Annotated in this window: 19 protein-coding genes; 9 read left to right on the top strand and 10 right to left on the bottom strand. The window is 71.0% G+C overall.

What is annotated here, in order from left to right:
• Positions 1–62: 62 nt before the first annotated feature.
• The 3 genes from GA0115234_RS28690 to GA0115234_RS28680 all read right to left on the bottom strand — a co-directional run bounded on the left by GA0115234_RS28690 (position 63) and on the right by GA0115234_RS28680 (position 4,133).
• Positions 63–1,121 carry a type III polyketide synthase gene (locus GA0115234_RS28690; protein ID WP_093547508.1) on the bottom strand — a complete coding sequence of 353 codons (1,059 nt, stop codon included), beginning with the start codon at positions 1,119–1,121 and terminating at the stop codon, positions 63–65.
• A 537-nt stretch (positions 1,122–1,658) separates the two neighbouring features.
• Positions 1,659–2,864, bottom strand: a complete 1,206-nt coding sequence (locus tag GA0115234_RS28685) for a cytochrome P450 (protein ID WP_093547506.1) — start codon at positions 2,862–2,864, stop codon at positions 1,659–1,661.
• 252 nt (positions 2,865–3,116) lie between these two features.
• Positions 3,117–4,133 (bottom strand): DUF1259 domain-containing protein, encoded by a 1,017-nt coding sequence (locus GA0115234_RS28680; RefSeq protein ID WP_093547504.1) that lies wholly within the window; start codon positions 4,131–4,133, stop codon positions 3,117–3,119.
• Between the two features lie 326 nt (positions 4,134–4,459).
• On the opposite strand from GA0115234_RS28680, the gene GA0115234_RS28675 reads away from it, so the two are divergent.
• Both GA0115234_RS28675 and GA0115234_RS28670 read left to right on the top strand, forming a co-directional pair.
• The gene (locus GA0115234_RS28675; RefSeq protein WP_093547502.1) at positions 4,460–5,662 is read left to right on the top strand and encodes a DUF2786 domain-containing protein; all 1,203 of its coding nucleotides are present in this window, start codon (positions 4,460–4,462) and stop codon (positions 5,660–5,662) included.
• A gap of 184 nt (positions 5,663–5,846) precedes the next feature.
• Positions 5,847–8,114 carry an FUSC family protein gene (locus GA0115234_RS28670; protein WP_093547500.1) on the top strand — a complete coding sequence of 756 codons (2,268 nt, stop codon included), beginning with the start codon at positions 5,847–5,849 and terminating at the stop codon, positions 8,112–8,114.
• 10 nt (positions 8,115–8,124) lie between these two features.
• On the opposite strand, the gene GA0115234_RS28665 is transcribed toward GA0115234_RS28670, so the two are convergent.
• Positions 8,125–8,607 carry a hypothetical protein gene (locus tag GA0115234_RS28665; RefSeq protein ID WP_093547498.1) on the bottom strand — a complete coding sequence of 161 codons (483 nt, stop codon included), beginning with the start codon at positions 8,605–8,607 and terminating at the stop codon, positions 8,125–8,127.
• 272 nt (positions 8,608–8,879) lie between these two features.
• Between GA0115234_RS28665 and GA0115234_RS28660 the strand changes: the two genes are divergently transcribed.
• Positions 8,880–9,122 carry a DUF397 domain-containing protein gene (locus GA0115234_RS28660; RefSeq protein ID WP_037690973.1) on the top strand — a complete coding sequence of 81 codons (243 nt, stop codon included), beginning with the start codon at positions 8,880–8,882 and terminating at the stop codon, positions 9,120–9,122.
• A gap of 90 nt (positions 9,123–9,212) precedes the next feature.
• On the opposite strand, the gene GA0115234_RS28655 is transcribed toward GA0115234_RS28660, so the two are convergent.
• Positions 9,213–9,731 carry an ATP-binding protein gene (locus GA0115234_RS28655; protein WP_237541829.1) on the bottom strand — a complete coding sequence of 173 codons (519 nt, stop codon included), beginning with the start codon at positions 9,729–9,731 and terminating at the stop codon, positions 9,213–9,215.
• Positions 9,732–10,055: 324 nt separating this feature from the next.
• Between GA0115234_RS28655 and GA0115234_RS28650 the strand changes: the two genes are divergently transcribed.
• The 4 genes from GA0115234_RS28650 (at position 10,056) to GA0115234_RS28635 (ending at position 13,732) form a co-directional block, all read left to right on the top strand.
• On the top strand, positions 10,056–10,919 hold the full coding sequence (locus GA0115234_RS28650; RefSeq protein WP_093547494.1) for a helix-turn-helix domain-containing protein: 864 nt from the start codon (positions 10,056–10,058) through the stop codon (positions 10,917–10,919).
• 53 nt (positions 10,920–10,972) lie between these two features.
• Positions 10,973–12,430 (top strand): aldehyde dehydrogenase family protein, encoded by a 1,458-nt coding sequence (locus GA0115234_RS28645; protein WP_093547492.1) that lies wholly within the window; start codon positions 10,973–10,975, stop codon positions 12,428–12,430.
• Positions 12,431–12,520: 90 nt separating this feature from the next.
• Positions 12,521–13,072 carry a DinB family protein gene (locus GA0115234_RS28640; RefSeq protein ID WP_093547490.1) on the top strand — a complete coding sequence of 184 codons (552 nt, stop codon included), beginning with the start codon at positions 12,521–12,523 and terminating at the stop codon, positions 13,070–13,072.
• A gap of 18 nt (positions 13,073–13,090) precedes the next feature.
• Complete coding sequence (locus tag GA0115234_RS28635) at positions 13,091–13,732, top strand: PadR family transcriptional regulator (RefSeq protein WP_093547488.1); 642 nt, start codon at positions 13,091–13,093, stop codon at positions 13,730–13,732.
• Between the two features lie 97 nt (positions 13,733–13,829).
• Here the strand turns inward: GA0115234_RS28635 and GA0115234_RS28630 are convergent, their stop codons facing one another.
• The 3 genes from GA0115234_RS28630 to GA0115234_RS28620 form a co-directional block, all read right to left on the bottom strand.
• On the bottom strand, positions 13,830–15,251 hold the full coding sequence (locus GA0115234_RS28630; protein ID WP_093547487.1) for a glutamate decarboxylase: 1,422 nt from the start codon (positions 15,249–15,251) through the stop codon (positions 13,830–13,832).
• 90 nt (positions 15,252–15,341) lie between these two features.
• Positions 15,342–15,965 (bottom strand): NAD(P)H:quinone oxidoreductase, encoded by a 624-nt coding sequence (gene wrbA, locus GA0115234_RS28625; RefSeq protein WP_093547485.1) that lies wholly within the window; start codon positions 15,963–15,965, stop codon positions 15,342–15,344.
• Positions 15,966–16,066: 101 nt separating this feature from the next.
• Positions 16,067–17,353, bottom strand: coding sequence for an ion channel protein (locus GA0115234_RS28620; protein ID WP_093547484.1), 1,287 nt, complete (start codon positions 17,351–17,353; stop codon positions 16,067–16,069).
• Between the two features lie 136 nt (positions 17,354–17,489).
• Between GA0115234_RS28620 and GA0115234_RS28615 the strand changes: the two genes are divergently transcribed.
• On the top strand, positions 17,490–18,248 hold the full coding sequence (locus GA0115234_RS28615) for a MerR family transcriptional regulator (RefSeq protein WP_093547482.1): 759 nt from the start codon (positions 17,490–17,492) through the stop codon (positions 18,246–18,248).
• 64 nt (positions 18,249–18,312) lie between these two features.
• On the opposite strand, the gene GA0115234_RS28610 is transcribed toward GA0115234_RS28615, so the two are convergent.
• Positions 18,313–18,678 (bottom strand): YbjQ family protein, encoded by a 366-nt coding sequence (locus tag GA0115234_RS28610; RefSeq protein ID WP_093547480.1) that lies wholly within the window; start codon positions 18,676–18,678, stop codon positions 18,313–18,315.
• A 170-nt stretch (positions 18,679–18,848) separates the two neighbouring features.
• On the opposite strand from GA0115234_RS28610, the gene GA0115234_RS28605 reads away from it, so the two are divergent.
• Positions 18,849–19,547: a DedA family protein gene (locus tag GA0115234_RS28605; RefSeq protein ID WP_093547478.1), complete on the top strand. Its 699-nt coding sequence runs from the start codon at positions 18,849–18,851 to the stop codon at positions 19,545–19,547.
• A gap of 16 nt (positions 19,548–19,563) precedes the next feature.
• Here GA0115234_RS28605 and GA0115234_RS28600 read toward each other — a convergent pair whose 3' ends face one another.
• The gene (locus GA0115234_RS28600) at positions 19,564–21,261 is read right to left on the bottom strand and encodes a threonine/serine ThrE exporter family protein (protein ID WP_093547476.1); all 1,698 of its coding nucleotides are present in this window, start codon (positions 21,259–21,261) and stop codon (positions 19,564–19,566) included.
• Positions 21,262–21,360: the final 99 nt, after the last annotated feature.

Here is a 21,360-nt window from a genome sequence, read left to right as displayed (position 1 = left end):
GGAGAGGGGAAAAGAGGTGTGGAGATGTGGGGCGGGAGGCTGAGGGGCGGGAGCGGGTGGGATCAGGACTCCGATTCGGAGGTCCAGGTGCCCAGGGAGATCTCGGCGGTGATGCCGGGGCCGAAGCCGGCCATCAGGCCGCGGTGGCCGTCGAGTGCTGATGCCTCGTCGAACATCCGGCCCAGGGCGTCGAGCACCACGGCGCTGGCTATGTTGCCGTACTCGGTGAGCGTGGCGCGGCTGAAGCGGAATGCCTCGGGCGGCACGTCCAGGAAGTGACTCAGGTCGTCCAGGATGCGCGGGCCGCCCGCGTGGATGATGTAGAAGTCCATCTTGCCGGCGTTCCACTGGTTCTCCTCGGCGACCGCTTCCAGGGCCGGTGCGAGGGGTTCCATGGTGCCGGGCACCCGCTTGTCGAGCTGGAAGTGGAATCCGGTGGACCGGACCGCGTAGGAGATCCAGTCCTCGGTGGCCGGGATGATGTACGAGCCGTTGCGTTCCAGGCGGACTCCCGTGCCGCCGCTGCCCCGGAGCACGACGGCGGCTATGCCGTCGCCGAAGAGCCCGTTGGACAGCAGCGATCCCACACCCAGGTCGGTGGGCTGGTAGCACAGCGAGCAGAACTCGCAGGCCACGATGAGCACATTGGCGTCGGGGTACGCCGTGCAGAAGTCGTGGGCCCGGTTGACGGCGGCACCGCCCGCGGCGCAGCCGAGCTGTGCGATCGGCAGCTGCCGGGTCTCCGGCCGGAAGCCCATCTCGCCGATGAGCCACGCGGACGCCGGCGGCATCATGAAGCCGGTGCAGGAGACGTAGACGATCAAGTCGATCTGCCGCGGCTCCAGTTCGGCCTGGTCGAGCGCCCGGCGCACCACCGCGGGCACCCGGGCCTTGGTCTGTTCCTCGTAGGTCACGCTGCGGGCGTCGAAGCCCGGGTGCTGCAACACCTTGTCGATCGGCTGGATCAGATGTCGTTTCTGCACCCCGGTGTGTTCGATCAGGCGCAGCACCAGGTCGATCTGCGGATGGTCGCCGTGCAACCGTTGGGCCAGTTCGAGGGTTTCCTCGTTGGTGATGACGTACTCGGGAACCTCGATGGCCGGCTTGCAGAGAACCGCCATGGAACTCCTCCTAGCGGACATGATTCACACGGCCGGGCCCGAAGGATCACGGGGCGTTCGCCTGCCGGAGACGGCCACCACGGCTCCGTGCACGCGGCATCGCGTGGAGCTGGAGCGCTGGTGTATTCCGGTGCTTGCCGGGCCAGGTATCCCCTGGAACGGGCGCGGTCGGGCCGACCGTCGAAGAGTGAGTTCCAGCCGTTCGTGGGCGGAAGCGGCTCCGCCACGGCTGGGGTGGCCGTCGGAATCACGCTACGGCAGGCGGATCGGGGCCGCACGTCGAGCGTGCGTGGACGTGCGCTCCACCAGCAGCGCCGAGGCCGTGCGGCGCGGCGGGGCGGCGGGGCCGCGGGCCCGGAACGCTTCGGGGCGTCCGGCGCCCCGAAGCGTTCCGGGTTGCTGTCGGCCCCGGGCCGACGCATCATCGAGGACGGCCCGTCGTCGGCCACGGCCACGACGGGTGAGCCACCCGTGATGGGCGGATCGGCCGCCCCCTGGATCACCAGGCGACGGCCGGACCACCGGCCGACGGGCAGATCACCAGTTGACGGGCAGTTCGAGGGGATAGCGCCAGATCGACGTCTTGTTCCAGAGGATTTCCTCGGCCGGTGCCGCCAGCTTCAGGGCGGGGAAGCGCTTCAGCAGCGTTCCGATGGCGACCTCCAGCTCGGTGGCCGCGAGCGGGGCACCGAGGCAGTGGTGCCCGCCCCACCCGAAGGTCATGTGGGACGGCCCCTGCCGCTCCAGGTCCAGCTCGTCGGGACGGTCGAACTTCCGGCCGTCGCGGTTGGCCGTCAGATAGGAGACGTGCACGATGTCCCCCTCCCGGATCTGTACGCCGCTCAGCTCCACGTCCTCGGTGGCGACCCGGGGGATGCCGACGCCCTTGCGGAAGGGGATGAAGCGCAGCAGCTCCTCGATGGCCTGCGGGAGCATGTCGGGCCGCTCGCGCACCATGGCGAGCTCGTCGGGCCTGGTGAGCAGCGCGTAGGAGATGTTCCCGATCTGGTACGTGGTGGTGTCCTGGCCGGTGATCAGCAGGACCATGGCCATCACGGTCAGTTCCTGGTCGTTGAGGATCTCGTCCCCGTCGCGGGCGGTGGCCAGTGCGCTGATCAGGTCGTCGCCCGGGTTGGCGCGCCGCTCGGCGGTCAACGTCTCGAAGTACGCGCGGAGATCGGCCTTCGCGCGTACCGCGGCGTCCTTGTTCTCGACGGTGGTGTCCATCATGGTCCGGGCGTGGGCGCGCAGTTGGGCGCGGTCCGACTCCGGAATGTCGAGGACCTCGCAGATGGTGGTCAGGGGCAGGGGGGCCGCCAGGTGCTCGAACAGGTCGGCGGGGGCGCCGTGCTCCTCCATGCGGTCCAGCAGCTCGTCGACCACGTGCTGGGTGCGTACCCGCATGCGCTCCATGTGGCGGGGTGCGAAGCCCTTGGAGATCAGGCTGCGCAGCCGGCTGCTGCCCGGCGGGTCCATCACGTTGATCGCTTCGTCCTGAACGATCGGCTCGGGGGTCATGCGCGGGAAGTTCCGGCCGATGATGGCGCTGCGGCTGAAGCGCCGGTCGGTGGTCACCGTACGCACGTCGTCGTAACCGGTGACGAGCCATGCCTCGCCGTCGCCGTGCGGGAGGCGGATGCGGGAGACGGGGGACTCGTTCATCAAGTGCCTGAGCACCGGGTCGAATTCGAGGGCCTCGGCGTAGTCGAACGGGCAGTGCCGTGCGCCGGCGACTGGTTCCATGCGGAGCTCCAGAGGGGGATCTGACGGGTGGTTCCTGGCAGGTGCGGGCTGGACGGGGACATGGGTGCCCGATCGTCCCCGGGGCCACGCGCCGGTCCGGGCCGATTGGTCCATATGCAGAACGGATTCGACGGCGCCGGTCGCTGGACCGGCGCAATACGGCCCGGCGCCATACGGTCCGGCGACCGGCGCGGGCCCGGCGACCTGGCGGCCGGTACGGGCCCGGCGACCTGGCGGCCGGTGCGGCCGCTCTCAGCCGTTCGGTACGACGTCGGTCGCGTCCAGCGCCGGACGCAGCGCGCGGGCGAGCCGGACACCGTCGCCCACGGCCCAGAAGTGGGTGAAGAACAGGCGGGGGTCCTCCGCCAGATGGTGGTTGTGCAGCTCGACGAGCTTGATCCCGCCGCGCCGCAGCGCGCTCAGCACGTGCGGGACCTCGTCGGCGCGCATGACGCAGTCGCCGCTGACCGCGGCCCGGCCGCCGCCCAGGGGCTGGAAGTTGAAGGCACTGGTCGCCCCCAGGCCGGGCGGCAGGATCAGATGGCCGTCCGTGATGGTCTCGCGGCGGACGAAGACGACCTTGTAGAGCCCGTCCTCGGTGGTCCCCTCGGTGCCCAGCGCCGCCGCCATCCCGGCGATGTCCAGGTCGACCGGGTCCGACCGCTGCGGCGGGACCGCGGGCGGGGTGCCGGTGCGGTCGAATCCCGCCATCAGTCCGCGGGCCAGGGCCGCCGCGTCGTGGCCGTGGCCGTGGACATGGGTCCACCAGAGGTCGGGGGTCTGGGCGAGCAGGTGCTTGTGGAGCGCGGTCTGTTCGATGCCGTGTGCCTGCCACGCGTCGATCACCCGCTGGAGCTCGTGCTCGGTGACCACCACGTCGCCCATGATCATCGTGGAGCCGTCGGCGTAGCGGACGAAGGCCACGTGCGTGCCCAGCGCGAGCCCCGCCGATACGACCACGCCGTCGGAGACCACGTGGAGGTCCCGCCGGGGAAAGCCCGTGTGGTAGATGGTGTCGCGCAGCATGTTGCCGCGGCGGCCCAGCACCTTCGTCACCTCCGCCCAGTCCGCCGGGGTGGTCGGCACCGGCTCGAACCGCTTCCCGTGCGCCGCCCCGGCCATTCCGGTGGGCCGGGGCCGGGGCCGGGGCCGGGCGGCGGCGGGGCCCGCCGAGGTCAGCACCGGCGCGAGCGCGGCGGCGGTCAGTACGCGGCGTCGCGATGGGATCGCCCGTGCGGTTGTGTCCTGCTGTCCGTTCTCGGTCACCATGTGATCGCCTCCATGGCGCGATGAAAGCATGCGAAATCCTGACAAAAGAAGGAAAGCGGATACATCGTCAGCGGGTGGGGCCGGATGGGTTACCGGATGGAGTGGACGCCTTGTCCGGCATGGGGCGGGGCGGTCGCGCCGGATGCGCTGTCCGGGCGAGGTCCGTGCGGTCGTGCCTGACGCGCTGCCGGGGCGGGGGTCGCGGCCTCGGGAGTCGTGCAGCAGTTCGATATCCACAGGGTGTGGACAAGTGGTCCGGTGGGCGGCCTCCGCCGTGGGCATCCTCAGCCGCGGGCGGCCCGCGCCGCCCTGCATACCCTGACCTCATGGAACCGGTGATCGACCAGGCATTCGCGGCAGCCCTCTACTCGGACGGCGACGCCGGTCTCGACACCGGGGCCTCCCTCCTCGCCGCCGACCCGGCGGCCGACGCGGAACTGTTCCGGCGCGGCGAGGAGTTCGTCCGCCGGGCCTGGGAACGCGGCTGGCAGCCCGCCGATGTCGTACGCCTCGTCCGCCGCGAGCTGGACGAGACCGCGGCCTGCCTCGCCGCCGGGCTGATCACCTCGGAGACCGCGCGGTACGAGCCGCTTCCGCCCCGCTGGCGGTCCCAGCTCGACGGGCTCCCCGCCGCGCCGCTCCGGAACCGGCCGGACCGTTTCTCCTACGCCGGTGCCGTTCTCGGCCTGTACCGGCTGCTGCTCCGGCTCCCCGCCATCGAACCGGTCGGGCCCCCGCCCGGCGCCCTTCCGCACGGGCTCCGGCTGCCGCCCGCACACGACGAGCCCCGGATGCTGACCCGGATCCGCGCCCTGCTCGCCAAGGCGGAGGCGACCGGTTTCCCCGAGGAGGCGGAGGCCCTCACCACCAAGGCGCAGGAGCTGATGGCCCGGCACTCCATCGACGAGGCCCTGCTCGCCGCCCGTACCCACAGCGCGGAGGCGCCGGGGGCGTGCCGGATCGGGGTCGACGCGCCGTACGAGACGGCGAAGGCGATCCTGCTCGACGCGGTGGCCGGTGCCAACCGCTGCCGTGCGGTGTGGAACAGCGACCTCGGCTTCTCCACGGTGGTCGGCTTCGAGCCGGACCTGGACGCCGTCGAGCTGCTGTACACCTCCCTGCTGGTCCAGGGCACGGTGGCGATGACGAAGGCGGAGGCGGGCCAGCGGGCCGGCGGACGCAAGCGGACCAAGACGTTCCGACAGTCCTTCCTGATGGCGTACGCCCAGCGGCTGGGCAGCCGGCTGGCCGCCGACACCGCCCGCGTCACCGCGGCCGCCGAGGCCGGTTCGGGCGCCGGAACGGGCGCCGGAACGGCGGGTTCCGGCGCCCCCGATCTGCTCCCGGTGCTCGCCGCCCGCGACATGGCCGTCACGGACACCGCCGAGCGGATGTTCCCCGAGACCACGACCACCCGGGTCCGGGGCGCCACGGACCTGGACGGCTGGACCCATGGAACGGCGGCGGCGGACCGGGCGCGGATGGGCGGCAACGGCCCGGAGCTCCACGGCCGACGCGGCAACCGCTGAGCGCAACCGCGGGAACTGCCGAGCGCAACCGCGGGAACTGCCGAGCGCAACCGTGGACGGCCACCGCGGCAACCACTGAGCACTGCCGCCGGTGGCCGACGAGGCGGTCGGCGGAGCGCTGCCGCCCCGGGTCGACGTCCGACAAGTCGGGCGAATCGGTAATTCTTCCGGTTAGGCTCTGCGCATGAGCTGGCTCCGGGCGCTGAAGGAGACCGCCCTCTCGGGGCTCTCGATCGAGCGGCGGCGTCTCGAACCGCTCATCGCGATCCGTGGCGCGGCCGGTCTCGCGCTCGTCCTCGGGATCAGCCTCGCGTTCTTCGGGCCCGTGGTCGCCGCGAGCTCCGCGTTCGGCGCGTTCCAGGCGGCGATCGCCACCTTCCAGCGCAGCTGGCGCCCCCGGCCCGTGCTCGCCCTGGTCTCCGGTGCGAGCCTCGCCGTGTCGACGTTCCTCGGCTATCTCACCGGCTCCCGGCTGCCGCTCTTCCTCGCCCTGCTGGTGCTCTGGACGTTCGTCGCGGGCCTGGCCTGGGCGGCGGGGCCGACCGCCGGGATCATCGCGGCGTCGAACGTGGCGATCATGCTGGTCACGGTCACCCTGCCCACCTCCGTCGCGAACTCGGCCGTGCACGCCGGGATGATCCTGTTCGGCGGAGTGGTGCAGGCGGCGCTGATCGTCCTGTTCCCGGTACGCAGATGGGGAGCCCAGCGCGACGCCCTCGCCGACGCGCTGGCCGCCGAGGCCGACTACGCCCGGCGGCTGCGCCACGACCCGCTCGCGCCCTTCGATCCGGTGCCGCTGATGACGGCCCGCAGCGCGGCCGCGGTCACCCCGCGTCAGGCCCGCCGCCGCCCGCCCGAGCTGCGCGGCTCCCGAGGGGTGGCCGAACGGATCAGACCGGTGCTCGCCTCGCTCGCCGACCCCTCGCTGGGCGTGCCGCCCGAAGGGCCGGAACGGGAACGGGTACGCGAGCTGCTCGCCGCCGCCGGATCGGTGCTCGACTCGGCGGCCCGCGCCATCCGGCACGGCGATCCGGTCGTGCTCGCCCCGTCCGCCGTGGCCACGCTGAAGACCCCGGACACCGGAACGCTGCTCACCGGCCCGCCACTGCGTGCCGCCGACCGGCTCGGCGCCCTGCTCTCCGACGTCATCGAGACGGCCGAGGGCGAGGGCACGAAGGAACAGGAGGCCAGGGCCGAGGAGGCCGCCGAGGCCATCAAGACCCCTGCGGACGGAACGACACCCGCCCCGCACCGCCGCCGCCCCACCCTGCTGCGGCTGGTCCCCGTCGTCGCGCAGGCGATGCGCGCGGAGCTGCGTCCGGGCTCACCGATCCTGCGGCATGCCGTCCGGGTCTCCGCCGTCGCGGCCGTCGGCTACCTCATCGGCACCGCACTGCCGCTCGGCCACGGCTACTGGGCGCCCATGGCCGCCGTCATGGTGATGCGGCCGGAGTTCTCCCAGACGTACGCGCGGTCCGTGGCCCGGTTCGGCGGCACGATCGTCGGCGTCTCGCTCGCCACCGCGATCGGTCAGACCACCCACCCCGGTGTGACCCCGGCCGCGATGCTCTCCGTGCTCTGCGCCCTGCTGATGTACCTGCTGATGCGCACCGGGTACGTGGTCGGCCAGGCCTGCGTCTCGGCCTATGTCGTCTTCCTTCTCGGCATGGCGGGCGACGACTGGTCGCAGACCGTGCTCGAACGGGTCTTCCTCACCCTCGCGGGCGGCCTCCTCGCGATGATCTCGTACGCCCTCTACCCGGCCTGGGAGACACCGAGGCTCCGCGGCAGGCTCGGCGACTGGCTGAAGGCGGACGGGCGGTACGCCGCCTCGGTCGTCGACCAGTACGCCGAACCGGCCGAGCGCGGTCACGACGACGTGCGGTCCGCGCTGCTCGACACCCGCGAGGCCCGCGTCGCCTGGCAGGAGGCGCTGGCCACCGCCCAGCACGAACCGGTGCGCAACCGCGGTCTCTCCCGTGCCGCCGCCGACGACACCCAGCACGCGCTCGCCCAGCTCGGCCGGGCCGCGATGCTGCTGGAGGCCCATCTGCCGGGCGGCGGCGCCACCCCCGTACCGGACGCGGCACGTCTGGCCGACGCGCTGCGCCGGGCCACCGAGCAGGGCGCGAAGGCGGTACGGGAACGGCGCGTACCGGACTGGACCGAGGTGCGCGAGGCCCTGGCGGAGTGGGACGCGCGGCAGCGCGCGCAGGAGGAGGGGGAGGGAGAGGCGGACACGGGCGAGAGGGAGGCGGACCCCTATGTACGGGAAGGGGCCCACCTCCTCCTCGAAGCCCTGGAGGAGTTCTCCCAGGGGCTGGACGGGAAGCCGGTGTCGAAATCGAAGCCGAAGGCAGAGCCGAAATCGGAGCCGGAGCCGAAGCCGGAGCCGAAATCGGATCCGGAGTCGGAGCCGGACTCGAACCAGCCCGGGAAGCAGGCGGGGTGACGGGCCGCGGTCAGGGAGTCGGCAGGCCCTTCAGGTCCGGCAGCCCGGACGGCAGCGCACCCGGTTCGGTCTTGGCCAGGGTGTCCTTGACCCCGCTGCCCCAGGACACCACGACGGTCTTGCCGTCATTGGACTCGACGGACCCCGCGGTGCGGTCGTCGCCGCCGTCGACGCACTTCAGCGTGAGCGTCACCTTGTCCGCGTCCTGTACGGTGCCCGTGCAGGCGTGCTGCTCGGTGATGAGTACCGCCTTCCCCGACGCCACCGACAGAATGACCGCCTTGCCATCGGTCTTTCCGGCCCAACCGCCTTCCAGCGCAGCCGCGTTGGTTCCGGAGCCGCTGTCGCCACCGGAGGCCGGGGCGGACCGTTCCGCGCCGGAGCCGCTGTCCGGGGTGTCGCTCTTCCCGCTGTCACTGCTGCAGCCGGTCAGTGCCGCCGCGGTGAGGATTCCAGTGGCGATCACGACGCCGGTATGCATGAGTCTGCGCATCTGTAATTCCCCCTTGTCACCGAAAGACCGGGCCAAGTTATCAGCGCGATACGACGGGATGGGGAGCTCGAACGAGGGTAGACGGAGCCAAAACGGCGTCCTGTGCGTCTGTCATACGGAGAAACGTGTCCGCGATACGGAGAAAGCTGTAATCGTGAGAACACCCCGCGTGCACGTGCATCCGCGCATGCATCTGCGCATGCAGGGAAATTTGAACAGAGCTATGATCCGAGACAGTTGACACTTGCACCTTGCAACTCGGGGAGCGTCCTGTGCACCACGTGTACAACGGCATGGCGGCCACAGAGCTTCGCGGAGTCGTCTGGCAGAAGAGCAGACACAGCAACTCCCAGGGTTCCTGCGTGGAGTTCGCGAAACTGCCCGACGGAGATGTGGCGATGCGGAATTCGCGCCACCCCGACGGGCCGGCGCTGGTCTATACGCCGGCCGAGATAGAGGCGTTGCTGCTCGGGGTGAAGGACGGCGAGTTCGACCACCTCATAGCGGGCGGCTGATCCCGTCCCACGCGCCGTCGCCCGGCTGCCCCGATCCCGCGCACCGTCGCCCGGCCCTGACCGCCGGCCGCCTCGTCGCGGCCGCGCGGGTCACCTGCAGTCGGAGAGCCGGAACAGCGCCCAGACCACCTTGCCGCGCGAGGACGACGGAGCGCCGGGGTTCTCTCCCTCCGGGACGGGGTGCCAGCCCCATGAGTCGCTGAAGGACTCCACGAGGAAGAGGCCGCGGCCGGATTCGGCGCAGTCCGGTGCCTCGGAGGCGATCGGGCTCTCCTTGCTGGGGTCGCGCACGGCGCACACCAGGCGCGAGCTCCAGCGCATCAAGTGCAGCCGCACGGGCGGGTCCTGGGACTCCGGCGCGGCACCGTCCGAGGGCAAGGCGTGCCGCAGGGCGTTGGTGACGAGTTCGGAGACCACCAGCGCGACATCGTCGAAGCGCTCGGCCAGACCCCATCCGTCCAGCGTCGTCCGGGTGAACCGCCGTGCTCCGCCCACCGCTTCGTAACGGGCGGGCAGGGTGCAGGTCGCCGATCCGGAGACGGCTGAGGGATCGATGGGTGGAAGCCCCTGCCGTAACGGCGCGAGCATCGTCGATCCATTCGTCCCCATGCGAGGCACTCCCGGGATTCGCGGCTGTATCGGTACTGCGGGGGTACAGCGGCACAACACGAACGAGCACGCAGGTGCGCGAGCCCCATGGTTCCCAATGCGTGGGGCAGATGCAAGGGCAGATGCACGTGCACGCGCCGGACCTGTCCGAACCCGTGCCGGTTCTTGGTCATTTCTTCCTGTGTGTATTTTCGAGGCCTTCTGGAAGGCTTCTCATTTCCGTAATCGAATGAGTACGGGCTGAAGCGTTTTGATGGCAGAATCCGGCACTTGGGGTTCAGGGGGAGCCCCGGTGTCCAGGAAGCGAAGGGGAGGACCGGACCAGTGGCGGCAGGCGAGTCGAGTGGATCGGTGGTGCGGCGCATCCTGCTGGGCTCGCAGCTCAGGAGGCTGCGTGACGCGCGCGGCATCACCCGTGAGGCGGCCGGCTACTCCATCCGGGCCTCCGAATCGAAGATCAGCCGCATGGAGTTGGGACGGGTGAGCTTCAAGGCCAGGGACGTCGAGGACCTGCTCACGCTCTACGGGGTCACGGACGAGGCGGAGCGCGACGCACTGCTCGGCCTGGCCCGGGAGGCCAACGTGGCGGGCTGGTGGCACAGTTACGGAGATGTGCTGCCCGGCTGGTTCCAGACGTACATCGGACTGGAGGGAGCGGCATCGCTCATCCGGGTGTACGAAGTCCAGTTCATCCACGGCCTGTTGCAGACCGAGGCCTACGCGCACGCGGTCGTCGCCCGGGGCATGGGCGCCGCGCCCGCCGTCGAGATCGACCGCCGGGTGGCGCTCCGGCTGGAGCGCCAGAAGGCCCTGGTATCCGAACGCGCACCTCACTTCCACGCCGTACTGGACGAGGCGGCGCTGCGGCGGCCGTACGGCGACCGTGAAGTGATGCGCGCACAATTGCGGCATCTGATCGAAATGTCTGAACAGCCCAACGTCACCCTCCAAGTGATGCCCTTCAGTTTTGGCGGCCATGCCGGGGAGGGTGGTTCCTTTACGATGCTGCGATTCCCGGAATCCGATCTGTCGGACATTGTCTATTTGGAGCAGCTGACAAGTGCCCTCTATCTGGACAAGGCCGAGGATGTCGCGCAGTACGAAAAGGCCATGACGCGACTGCACGAGGACAGCCCGGGTCCCGAGGAGAGCCGCGATCTGCTCCGTGGTCTACTCCAACTCACCTGAATCGTCAGTACGATGACGGTTCGACGGAGTCTGCACCTGAGTTAAGGGATCGCATGTCCTTCTTCTACGAGCTGGCCGACCAATACATCGACGGTGAGTGGCGGACCGGAACCGGCTCGTGGGACATCATCGATTTCAACCCCTACAACGGGGAGAAACTCGCCGCGATCACCATCGCGACCGCGCAGGAGGTCGACCTGGCCTACCGCGCCGCCGAGCGCGCCCAGCGCTCCTGGGCCGCCACCGGGCCGTACGAGCGCCGCGCGGTCCTGGAACGCGCGCTGCGGATCACCGGGGAACTGCACGACGACATCGTCGACGCGATCATCGACGAGCTGGGCGGCACCCGCGTCAAGGCGGAGTACGAGGTCCGGGTCGCCGAGGAATTCCTGCGCGACGCGATCCATCGGGCGCTGCGCCCGCCGGGCAGCATCCTGCCCTCCCCGGTGGACGGCAAGGAGAACCGCCTCTACCGCCTGCCCGTCGGTGTCATCGGGGTGATCAGCCCCTTCAACTTCCCCTTCCTGGTGGCGATGAAGTCGATCGCGCCGGCCCTGGCGCTCGGCAACGCGGTCGTCGTCAAGCCCAATCAGAACGCCCCTATCGTCGGCGGCACGCTGATCGCGAAGATCTTCGAGGACGCCGGGCTGCCCGCCGGGCTGCTCAACATCCTGATCACCGATGTCGCCGAGATCGGGGACGCGTTCATCGAGCACCCGGTCCCCCGGGTGATCTCGTTCGCGGGCTCGGACCGGGTCGGCCGCCGGGTCGGTGCCGTCGCGGCCGGGCACTTCAAGCGGACGATCCTCGAACTCAGCGGCAACAGCGCCCTGGTGGTGCTGGAGGACGCGGACATCGACTACGCGGTCGACGCGGCCGTCTTCAGCCGCTTCGTCTACCAGGGGCAGGTCTGCATGGCCGCCAACCGCATCCTGGTGGACCGCCGCGTGGAGCGGGAGTTCACCGAGAAGTTCGCCGCCCGGGTGGCCGCGCTGAGGACGGGCGACCCGCGCGACCCGGAGACCCGGATCGGGCCGGTCATCAACACCTTCCAGGCCGACGCCCTGACCGCCCTGGTCGGCCAGGCGATCGCCGAGGGGGCCACCGCGCTCGTCCACGGCCGGACCCGGGGCAACCTCGTGGAGCCGACCGTGCTCGCCGGGCTCCCCGAGGACTCCCCGCTGCTGTCCCAGGAGATATTCGGCCCGGTGGCGCTGCTGGTGACGTTCGACGGCGAGGACGACGCCGTACGGATCGCCAACGACACCCCGTACGGGCTGAGCGGCGCCGTGCACACCCGCAGCGTCGAGCGCGGGGTGCGGTTCGCGCGGCGCGTGGTCAGCGGGATGTTCCACGTCAACGACTCCACCGTCCAGGACGATCCGCTGGTGGCCTTCGGCGGCGAGAAGTCCTCCGGGATCGGCCGGCTGAACGGCGAGGCGACCGTGGACGCCTTCACCACCCAGAGGTGGATCTCCATCCAGCACGGCCGGAGCGCGTTCCCCTTCTGATGCCGTGAGTTGAGGACCGGAGCTGACCGCAAGGGTCCGTAGCTTGGTCGGTGTCAGGAAGAACCGGCACGGATCATCAAGGCGGACACCATGGTCACTCACGTTCCCGCGGAAACCCCCGGCGACGAGCGCGGAATGCTCCTCTCCTTCGTGGAGGCCCAGCGCGGCGCGATCCGGCGCTCCCTGATCGGACTGACCGAGGAGCAGGCGGCGAGCCGCCCCAGCGCCAGTGAACTCTCCCTCTCCGGGCTGCTCAAGCACGTGGCCGAGACCGAGCTGAACTGGCTGCGGATGGCCCAGCAGCGGCCCAACGAGTTCGCCCGCACCGAGGAGACCTGGGCGGACAGCTTCCGTCTGGTCGGCGACGAGACGGTGGCGCAGATGCTGGAGCTCTGGGGCGGCGTCGCGGCCGAGACCGAGAAGTTCATCCGCTCGGTGCCCGACCTGGGCGACACCTTCCCGTTGCCCGAGGCGCCCTGGTTCCCGGCGGGGGAGCGGGTCTCGATGCGGTGGCTACTGGCCCATCTCGTCGAGGAGACCGCCCGGCACGCCGGGCACGCCGACATCATCCGGGAGACCCTGGACGGCCGGACCGCGTTCGAGCTGGTCGCCGAGGCGGGGGGCTACTCTAATCAAAGTTGAATAGAAAGGGTGCGTGACATGTCCGCGATCCGGCTGCTGGTCCTCTGCGCCGTGCGTCAGCACGGCCGGGCGCACGGCTATCAGGTCCGCAACGACCTGGAGTACTGGGGTGCGCACGAGTGGTCCAACGCCAAGCCCGGGTCGGTCTATCACGCACTGAAGCAGATGGCGAAGCAGGGCCTGCTGGTCGCCCACGAGACGGCCCCGAGCACCGCGGGCGGCCCGCCCCGTACCGAGTACGAGATCACCGGGCGGGGCGAGGAGGAGTACTTCACGCTGCTGCGCGCGGCGCTGACCTCGTACGACCAGAAGCCGGACGTGCTGTCGGCGGCCCTCGGCGGAATCGTCGACCTGGAGCGGTCCGAGGCGGTCGCGCTGCTCAGGGAGCGGGTCGCCGGTCTCGCGGCCTGGCGGGCCACGGTCACCGAGCACTACATCCCGGAGGCCGGGCCCGAGTCCGTCGGCCACATCGGCGAGATCATGAACCTGTGGGTCCACTCGGCGGACGCCGGGGCCGAGTGGACGCGCGGGCTGATCGCCCGCATCGAGGGCGGGGCGTACACCTTCGCGGGGGAGGGCGAGCCCTTCGTCGGAGTGCTCGCCGAGGGACAGAAGAACCCGTACGCGACGGGGGTCCCGGACCCCGGCGACGCGGACTGACCCGGCGTCGGCCGCGGGCCGGCGGTGGAAGGCCGTCACCCGGCGTCGGCCCGCCCCGCTCAGTGGTGGAAGGCCGTCACCGGGCGTCGGCCGCAGGTCAGTGGTGGAAGGAGGTCGCCGGCTGTCGGTCCTGGCTCAGCGGGTGCGGCTGGCGGCGCAGGTCGGGGAGGACCAGCCCGATGTCCTCCAGCAGCAGTTCGGCGAGGTCCGACGAGAAGCCGTTGCGGCACACCACCCGCAGTACCGCCAGGTCCTGCCGGTTGGCGGGGAAGGTGTACGCGGGCACCCGCCAGCCCTGTTCGCGCAACCGGCGCGACACGTCGAAGACGTCGTACGCCGTCACGTCCGGCCCGGTCGTCAGCGCGAAGACGGGCAGCTGGTCGCCCCGGGTGAGGAGCCGGAAGTCGCCGATCGCCTCGATCCGTTCCGCGAGACCCCGGGCCACGTCCCGGGACGCCTGCTGGACGGCCCGGTAGCCGTCCCGGCCCAGCCGCAGGAAGGTGTAGTACTGCGCCACCACCTGGGCGCCGGGCCGGGAGAAGTTCAGCGCGAAGGTCGGCATGTCGCCGCCCAGGTAGTTGACCCGGAACACCAGCTCCTCGGGCAGCTCGGCGGGCGTGCGCCACAGCACCCAGCCGACGCCCGGGTAGACCAGGCCGTACTTGTGTCCGGAGGTGTTGATGGAGGACACCCTCGGCAGCCGGAAGTCCCACACCAGGTCCTCGTCCAGGAACGGCGCCACCATCGCCCCGGAGGCCCCGTCGACATGGACGGGGATGTCGAGGCCGGTGCGTTCCTGGAGGGCGTCGAGAGCGGCGCAGAGCTCGGCGACCGGTTCGTACGAGCCGTCGAAGGTGGAGCCGAGGATCCCGACGACCCCGATGGTGTTCTCGTCGCAGAGGTCCACCGCGGCCTGCGGGTCGAGGTGGAAGCGCTCGCCCTCCATCGGGATCAGCCGCGGCTCGACCTCCCAGAAGTTGCAGAACTTGTCCCAGCAGACCTGCACATTGATGCCCATGACCAGGTTCGGCCGGGCGGCCGGGTAGCGGTCGGCGTTCCTGGCCGACCAGCGGCGCTTCAGCGCCAGCCCCGCGAGCATGCAGGCCTCGCTGGAGCCGGTCGTCGAACAGCCCACGACGGCCGAGGGATCGGGGGCGTTCCAGAGGTCGGCGAGCATCGCCACGCAGCGCCGCTCCAGCTCGGCCGTGCGCGGGTACTCGTCCTTGTCGATCATGTTCTTGTCGCGGCACTCGCCCATCAGCACCCCGGCCTGCGGCTCCATCCAGGTGGTGACGAAGGTGGCGAGGTTGAGCCGTGAGTTGCCGTCGAGCATCAGCTCGTCATGGACCAGTCCGTACGCGGTCGACGGCGGCATCGGTCCGTCGGGCAGCCGGTGCCGGGGCGGCGCCGACTCCATGCCGGCGACCGGGTCGGCCTCCCCGTAGAACGGATTGAGGGCGAGCTTCCGGCGGGCTGCGGACGGTTCCGTGTTCGGGGACTGACCCTTGTGGAGAGGCATCGGCGGGCGGCCCTTCTCGGCTCTCGGCGGTCGTGTGCGGCGCGCGGCGGTGCGGTGGGTGTGCGGTGCTCCGGTCGGTGTGCGGTGCCGTCAGTTCTCGGCGGCCAGGCCGTCCTTGATGGCCCGGGTGAACTTCACGACCCGCTCGGCCTGGACGCGGGCCGCGGTCAGGGTCTGCTCGCCGACCGGGATGTCGCCCTGGCCGGCCACGTGCGAGGTGCCGTACGGATTGCCGTCGGTGAACTTCGACGGGTCGGTGTAGCCGGGGGCGACCAGGATGCCGCCGAAGTGGTGGACCGTGTGGTAGAGCGCGAGCAGCGTGGACTCCTGGCCGCCGTGCGCGGTGCTGGTGGAGGTGAAGCCGCTGTAGACCTTGTCCGCGAGGTGGCCCGCCTGCCAGAGTCCGCCGAGGGTGTCGAGGAACTGCTTGAGCTGGGCCGTCACATTGCCGAACCGGGTCGGTGTCCCGAGGATCACGGCGTCCGCCCAGATCATGTCGTCGGGCGAGGCCTCGGCGATGTCGGCGGTGGCCTTCGCGTTGGCCGCCCAGGCCGGGTTGGAGTCGATGGCCGCCTGCGGGGCGAGTTCGCGCGCCTTGCGCAGCCGCACCTCGGCGCCGGCCTTCTCGGCGTACTGCGCCATGGCCTTGGCGATCGTGGCGACGGTTCCGGTCGACGAGTAGTAGATGACGGCGACGTTGACGGGCGTGGGCATCGTGGAGACCTCCGACGGATCTGGCGGGACGAATCCATACGGATGCGACGATACGGAAGCACCGGGCATCCGGCGCGCCGGGCGGCGGGACCGGCCGCGGCTCACCTCAGTGGCGTACCGTCCTCGCGCAGCTGCATCTGCGGCCGCCCGGTCACCAGCAGCCAGGCGGGCAGCGAGGCGACGCACAGCAGCGGGAGCACGGCCGCGTCGCCGACCAGCACCGCCGCGGTGAACAGGCTCAGCCAGCCCTGCCGGGTGATGGCCAGCAGGATCCCCAGCACTCCGCAGGTCACCGCCAGTGCCACCGGAACCGACGGGACCAGGGCATGGGCGCAGAGCCCCAGCGCGACCCCCACGAAGACGGCGGGGAAGATCCGCCCGCCCCGGAAGCCGCAGCTCGCCGCGATCACCAGCGCGGCCGTCTTCACCACGGCCATCACCGCGAACTGCCCCGCCGACCAGCCGCTCGGATCGGCGGCCAGCTCCTTCACCTCGTCGAGCCCCTTGAACAGGGTGAGATGGCCGCCCAGCGCGCCCAGCAGGCCGAGCAGCAGCCCGCCCGCGGTCAGGGCGGGGACCGGGTGCTTCAGGCCCCGGAAGAGCCGGTGCGCATACGGGAACGCGTACACCGCCAGCATGCCGAGCACCGCCCCCGCCAGGGCGATCACCACCGAGGAGAGCAGGTCGCCCCAGTGCGGGTGGGTGTAGGACGGCAGGGACAGGTCGAAGCTGGGGTGGGCCAGCAGCGTCATGGTGAGCGCCCCCGCGGTGCCCGCCGCGAGCGGGCCGAAGAGGCGGTCCCAGAGCGCGCCCGGTCCGGCCCGGGAGGCGAGGGCCTCGGAGAGGATCAGCGCGGCGGCGACCGGGGTGCCGAAGAGCGCCCCGATGGTGCCGGCCGCGGCCAGGGAGAGCCAGAGCTCCGCCGGTGTCCCGGGCGCGAGCCGTCGGCCGAGCCAGAAGGCCAGCGCGATGTTGACGGCCGTGATCGGGTTCTCCGGACCGAGGCTGATCCCGCCCGCCAGGGTGAGGACCGTGACGAGCAGCAGCCCCGGGATCACGCCCGGCGGCAGCGGTGGGTCGACCAGCCCGGTGGTCGCCGGATCGGGGCCCGCGTGACCGGGCACCGCCCGGATCAGCAGCCCGACCACCAGCCCGCTCGCGGTGAGCGTCACGATCATCCAGAGCGAGGAGTACCCACTGATGGAGAGCGCGTCGGGGAGCGTCTGCCACAGCACGTCCTGGAGCCGCTCGGCGAGCAGGCTGACGCCGAGCAGGACGAGGGCGCAGAGGACCCCGATGGCCAGGGCGGGCACGATGACGGGCAGCAGCCGGCGTACGGGGGTGGACTCGGGAGCGGGTCCGGTGAGGGCGGAGGATTCGGTGGCCATCGGCTCACCATAACGGCGTAAAAGGAACATAACCCCCCGAATGGCGCCGAAGGGGGTGGCCCTTCGGGCTTGCACCTCACGTCACGTCAGGACCGAGGCTCGGGACGTACCCGATCGCGGAAGGGAGCGGGGAGCCATGGAGTACCCCGTGGGACAGGTCGCCGGATTCGCCGGAGTCACGGTGCGCACCCTGCATCACTACGACGGCATCGGACTGCTCTCGCCCAGCGGGCGCAGCCGGGCCGGGCACCGCCGTTACGACGACGGCGATCTCGACCGGCTCCAGCAGATCCTGTTCTACCGGGAGCTCGGCTTCCCGCTCGAAGAGATCGCGGTACTGCTCGACGATCCGCGGGCGGACCCGCAGGAGCATCTGCGGCGCCAGCATCAACTGCTCTCCGACCGGATCGCCGAGCTGCGAAGGATGGCCGAAGCCGTCGAGACAGCCATGGAGGCACGGAAGATGGGCATCAACCTCACACCCGAGGAGAAGTTCGAGGTCTTCGGGGGCAAGGACCCCGAGGAGCACGCGGAGGAGGCCGAAGCCCGCTGGGGCGGCACCGCCGAATACGCCGAGTCGCAGCGCCGGGCCGCCCGGTACACCAAGGACGACTGGAAGCGGATGCAGGCGGAGGTCGCCGAATGGAGCGCCGCCTACGACGCGCTGATGGCGGACGGGGAGCCGGCCACCGGTGAGCGGGCGATGGACCTGGCCGAGGCCCACCGGCTCCACATCGGCACATGGTTCTACGAGTGCACCGCCGAGATGCACCGGGGACTCGGCGAGATGTATGTGTCCGACGAGCGGTTCCGCGCGTTCTACGACTCGATGCGGCCGGGGCTGGCCGAGCATCTGCGGGACGCGATAGACGCCAACGCCCGACGCCTGGCGTGACCGCCGCAGGGGCGGGGGCGGCCGGATGACCGCGCCCCGCCCCCGCCCCCGCGGCCGTGCCCGCTCAGCTCCTGCTGATCACGACCGCCGTTCCGTACGCGCACACCTCCGTGCCCACGTCGGCCGCCTCGGTCACGTCGAAGCGCATCATCAGCACCGCGTTGGCGCCCCGGGCCTTCGCCTGCTCGACGAGCCGTTCCATCGCCTGGTTGCGGGTCTGGACGAGGGTCTTGGTCAGCCCCTTCAGCTCGCCGCCGATCATGGACTTCAGTCCGGCGCCGATCTGGCTGCCCAGATGCCGGGAGCGGACCGTGAGGCCGAACACCTCCCCGATCACCTGGGTCACCTGGTGGCCCGGTACGTCGTTCGTGGTGACGACCAGGACGTCCGACCGGTCCGTCTGTCCGCCGCCGTAATCCTCAATGCCCATCGTGTGGCACCTCCTGGGGACAGCTTTGTCCCGGTTGATCCGGAGTGCATCCCCGGCCGGCCCGGTGTGCGTGCTCGTGGGGGCCCTCTGGAACCCGGGGACGTCATCCCACGTTGATAGCTTTGGGCGGCCACGCAGCCGCCATCGATCGATCCAGGAGCCCCGGACCCTTGAATACGCTTGCGCTCGGCCCGAGCTGGCTGGACCCGGACTATCTGATCAACACCTTCGGACTCCCCGGCGTCCTCCTGATCGTCTTCGCCGAGTCCGGACTGCTGATCGGCTTCTTCCTCCCCGGCGACTCGCTCCTGTTCACCACGGGCCTCCTGGTGACCACGAACCAGCTGGACAGCCCGCTCTGGCTGGTCTGCCTCCTGGTGGCGCTGGCCGCGATCATCGGCGACCAGGTCGGCTATCTCTTCGGCCGCAAGGTCGGCCCCTCGCTCTTCAGCCGCCCGGACTCCCGCCTCTTCAAGCAGGAGAACGTCGAGAAGGCGCACGAATTCTTCGAGAAGTACGGACCGAAGTCGCTGATCCTGGCCCGCTTCGTCCCCGTGGTGCGTACGTTCACCCCGATCATCGCCGGTGTGAGCCGGATGAACTACCGCTCGTTCATCGTCTTCAACATCATCGGCGGAGTGCTCTGGGGTGTCGGCGTCACGCTGCTCGGCTCGGCCCTCGGCAAGATCGACTTCGTCCACGAGAACATCGAGGCGATGCTCATCCTGATCGTGCTCATCTCGGTGGTGCCGATCGGGATCGAGTTCCTGCGGGCCCGCTCCAAGTCGAAGAAGGAGGCGGCGGCCGCCGGTGCCGAGGGCAGCCCCGGCCCGTCCTCGGGCCAGCGCGGCCGCCACGCCAAGCGCTGACGACCGGACCCTGCCCTCAGAAGCCGCGCGTCCGCTTGGCCGCGCGGCGGTTGGCCCCGCCGACGGCTCCCGGCACCCGCATGAAGAGCCGGGAGATCTCGCTCCCCAGATTCACCCCGATCGCGATGGCCAGCGCCGTGGCCACCGCGGTCGACAGCGAGGCGAGCCCGGCGTTCACCCTGCCCTGTGCCACGGCCAGCAGACCGAAATACGTGGCCGAACCGGGCAGCAGCGGCCCGATCGCCGCCGTGATGAACGGCAACGACGAGGTGTACCGGTAGCGCGAGAACAGCTGCCCGAACAGACCCACCAGACCGGCCGCCGTCGCCGTCGCCGCCACCGCCGAGATATGGCCGGTACGGGCCATCGCCCCGTAGATCACCCAGGCCACACCGCCGTTCAGGGTCACCGCCAGCACGGTCGACCGGTCCTGCTGGAGCAGGATCGCGAAGGCGAAACAGAGCGCCATCGACGCCAGGATCTGCACCACCGGCCGGTCATGGGCGACGAACCTGGCCTCGGGGTTCAGCTGGGCGCCCAGCTGGAGCCCCAGATAGAGCACCAGCAGCACACCGACGACGATGCCGATGAACAGGTACATGACTTCGAGCAGCCGTGCCGCGGCGGTGATGTAGAAACCGGTCAGCCCGTCCTGCACACCCGCCACCAGGGCCCGCCCCGGCAGCAGCGCGAACAGCCCACCGGTGATGACCGCGGAGGGCCGTACGTCCGACCAGTGGGTGAGGGTCAGCGCCACCCCCATGGCGGCCGGCGGCATCGCCGCGGCCACGAACTGGTAGAACTCCGGCAGCCCCCGCCCGGCACACAGCCAGGCGAGCCGGTCGCCGAGCATCGCGCCGACCGCCGCCACCAGGAACACCAGCGGACCACCACCGAGCAGCACCGACGCAGCCCCCGCGAGACCGCCGGCGGCCAGCGTCAGCACCCAGCCGGAGTACGGGTGCCGGTTGCGCCGGATCTCCGCCAGCCGCCGGTAGGCCTCCTCCAGCGAGACCTCGACGTCCTCGGTGGTGATGTCGTCGATCAGCCGGAAGACGGCGGCCAGTCGGGTGTAGTCGGTGGCACGGCGGCGTACCGTACGGCTCGCCGTCACCGGGTCGTCGACCAGCGACGGCTGGTGCGAGATCGACAGCAGGGTGAAGGTGACCGTCGGCTCGCAGCGGTCCAGGCCGTAGCTGCGGGTCACGGCGAACATGGCCGCCTCGACGTCCTCGGCGCCCTCGCCGCCGGCCAGCAGCAGCTCCCCGATGCGCAGCGTCAGGTCGAGCACGCGCGGCACCGCGGGCCCCGTCTCGTCCGGCTTCTGCACCGGCTCGGGCGCCGGACGCTCGGCGACCGGCATCCGCAGCATCGTGCGCATCCGGTCCTGCCAGGGGGCCTCCTTGGTCAGCCGGATCATCGGGCTGCCATGGGCCGGGGTGAAGGCGGGCGGCGAGTGCTGGGCACTGTACGTGCGCGGCGGGGCGAAGGCGGAGCCGATCGTGTCCGAGCCCGTTCCGGACCCCGAAGCGGAATCCGCTCCCGGCCCCTGGGGCTCGTTCGCCAGACCGGCCGGAATGGAGAATTCCGACGTCGGATGGTCGTCCTCGGGCGCGGCCGTGTGCCGCTCCACGCCGGCCGGCGGGACAAAGGCGCTGCGCGCCTCGTCGGACTGGGGCTTCTGGTCCTCAGGACCGCCCTGTTCCGCCACCACTCGACCTCGCTCCTCGTCGGCTGCGCGCCGTCGGCCGCGCTCGTGCCCAGTATGGGCACGGATGCGAGGAGGCCTGCCCGCGGGCCGGGCGAACATGCG

The organism is Streptomyces sp. DvalAA-43 (genome assembly GCF_900091725.1).
GTDB classification, from domain to species: domain Bacteria; phylum Actinomycetota; class Actinomycetes; order Streptomycetales; family Streptomycetaceae; genus Streptomyces; species Streptomyces pulveraceus.
The sequence above is the reverse complement of the archived record's forward strand: the minus strand, read 5'-3'. Positions and strand labels throughout refer to the sequence as shown.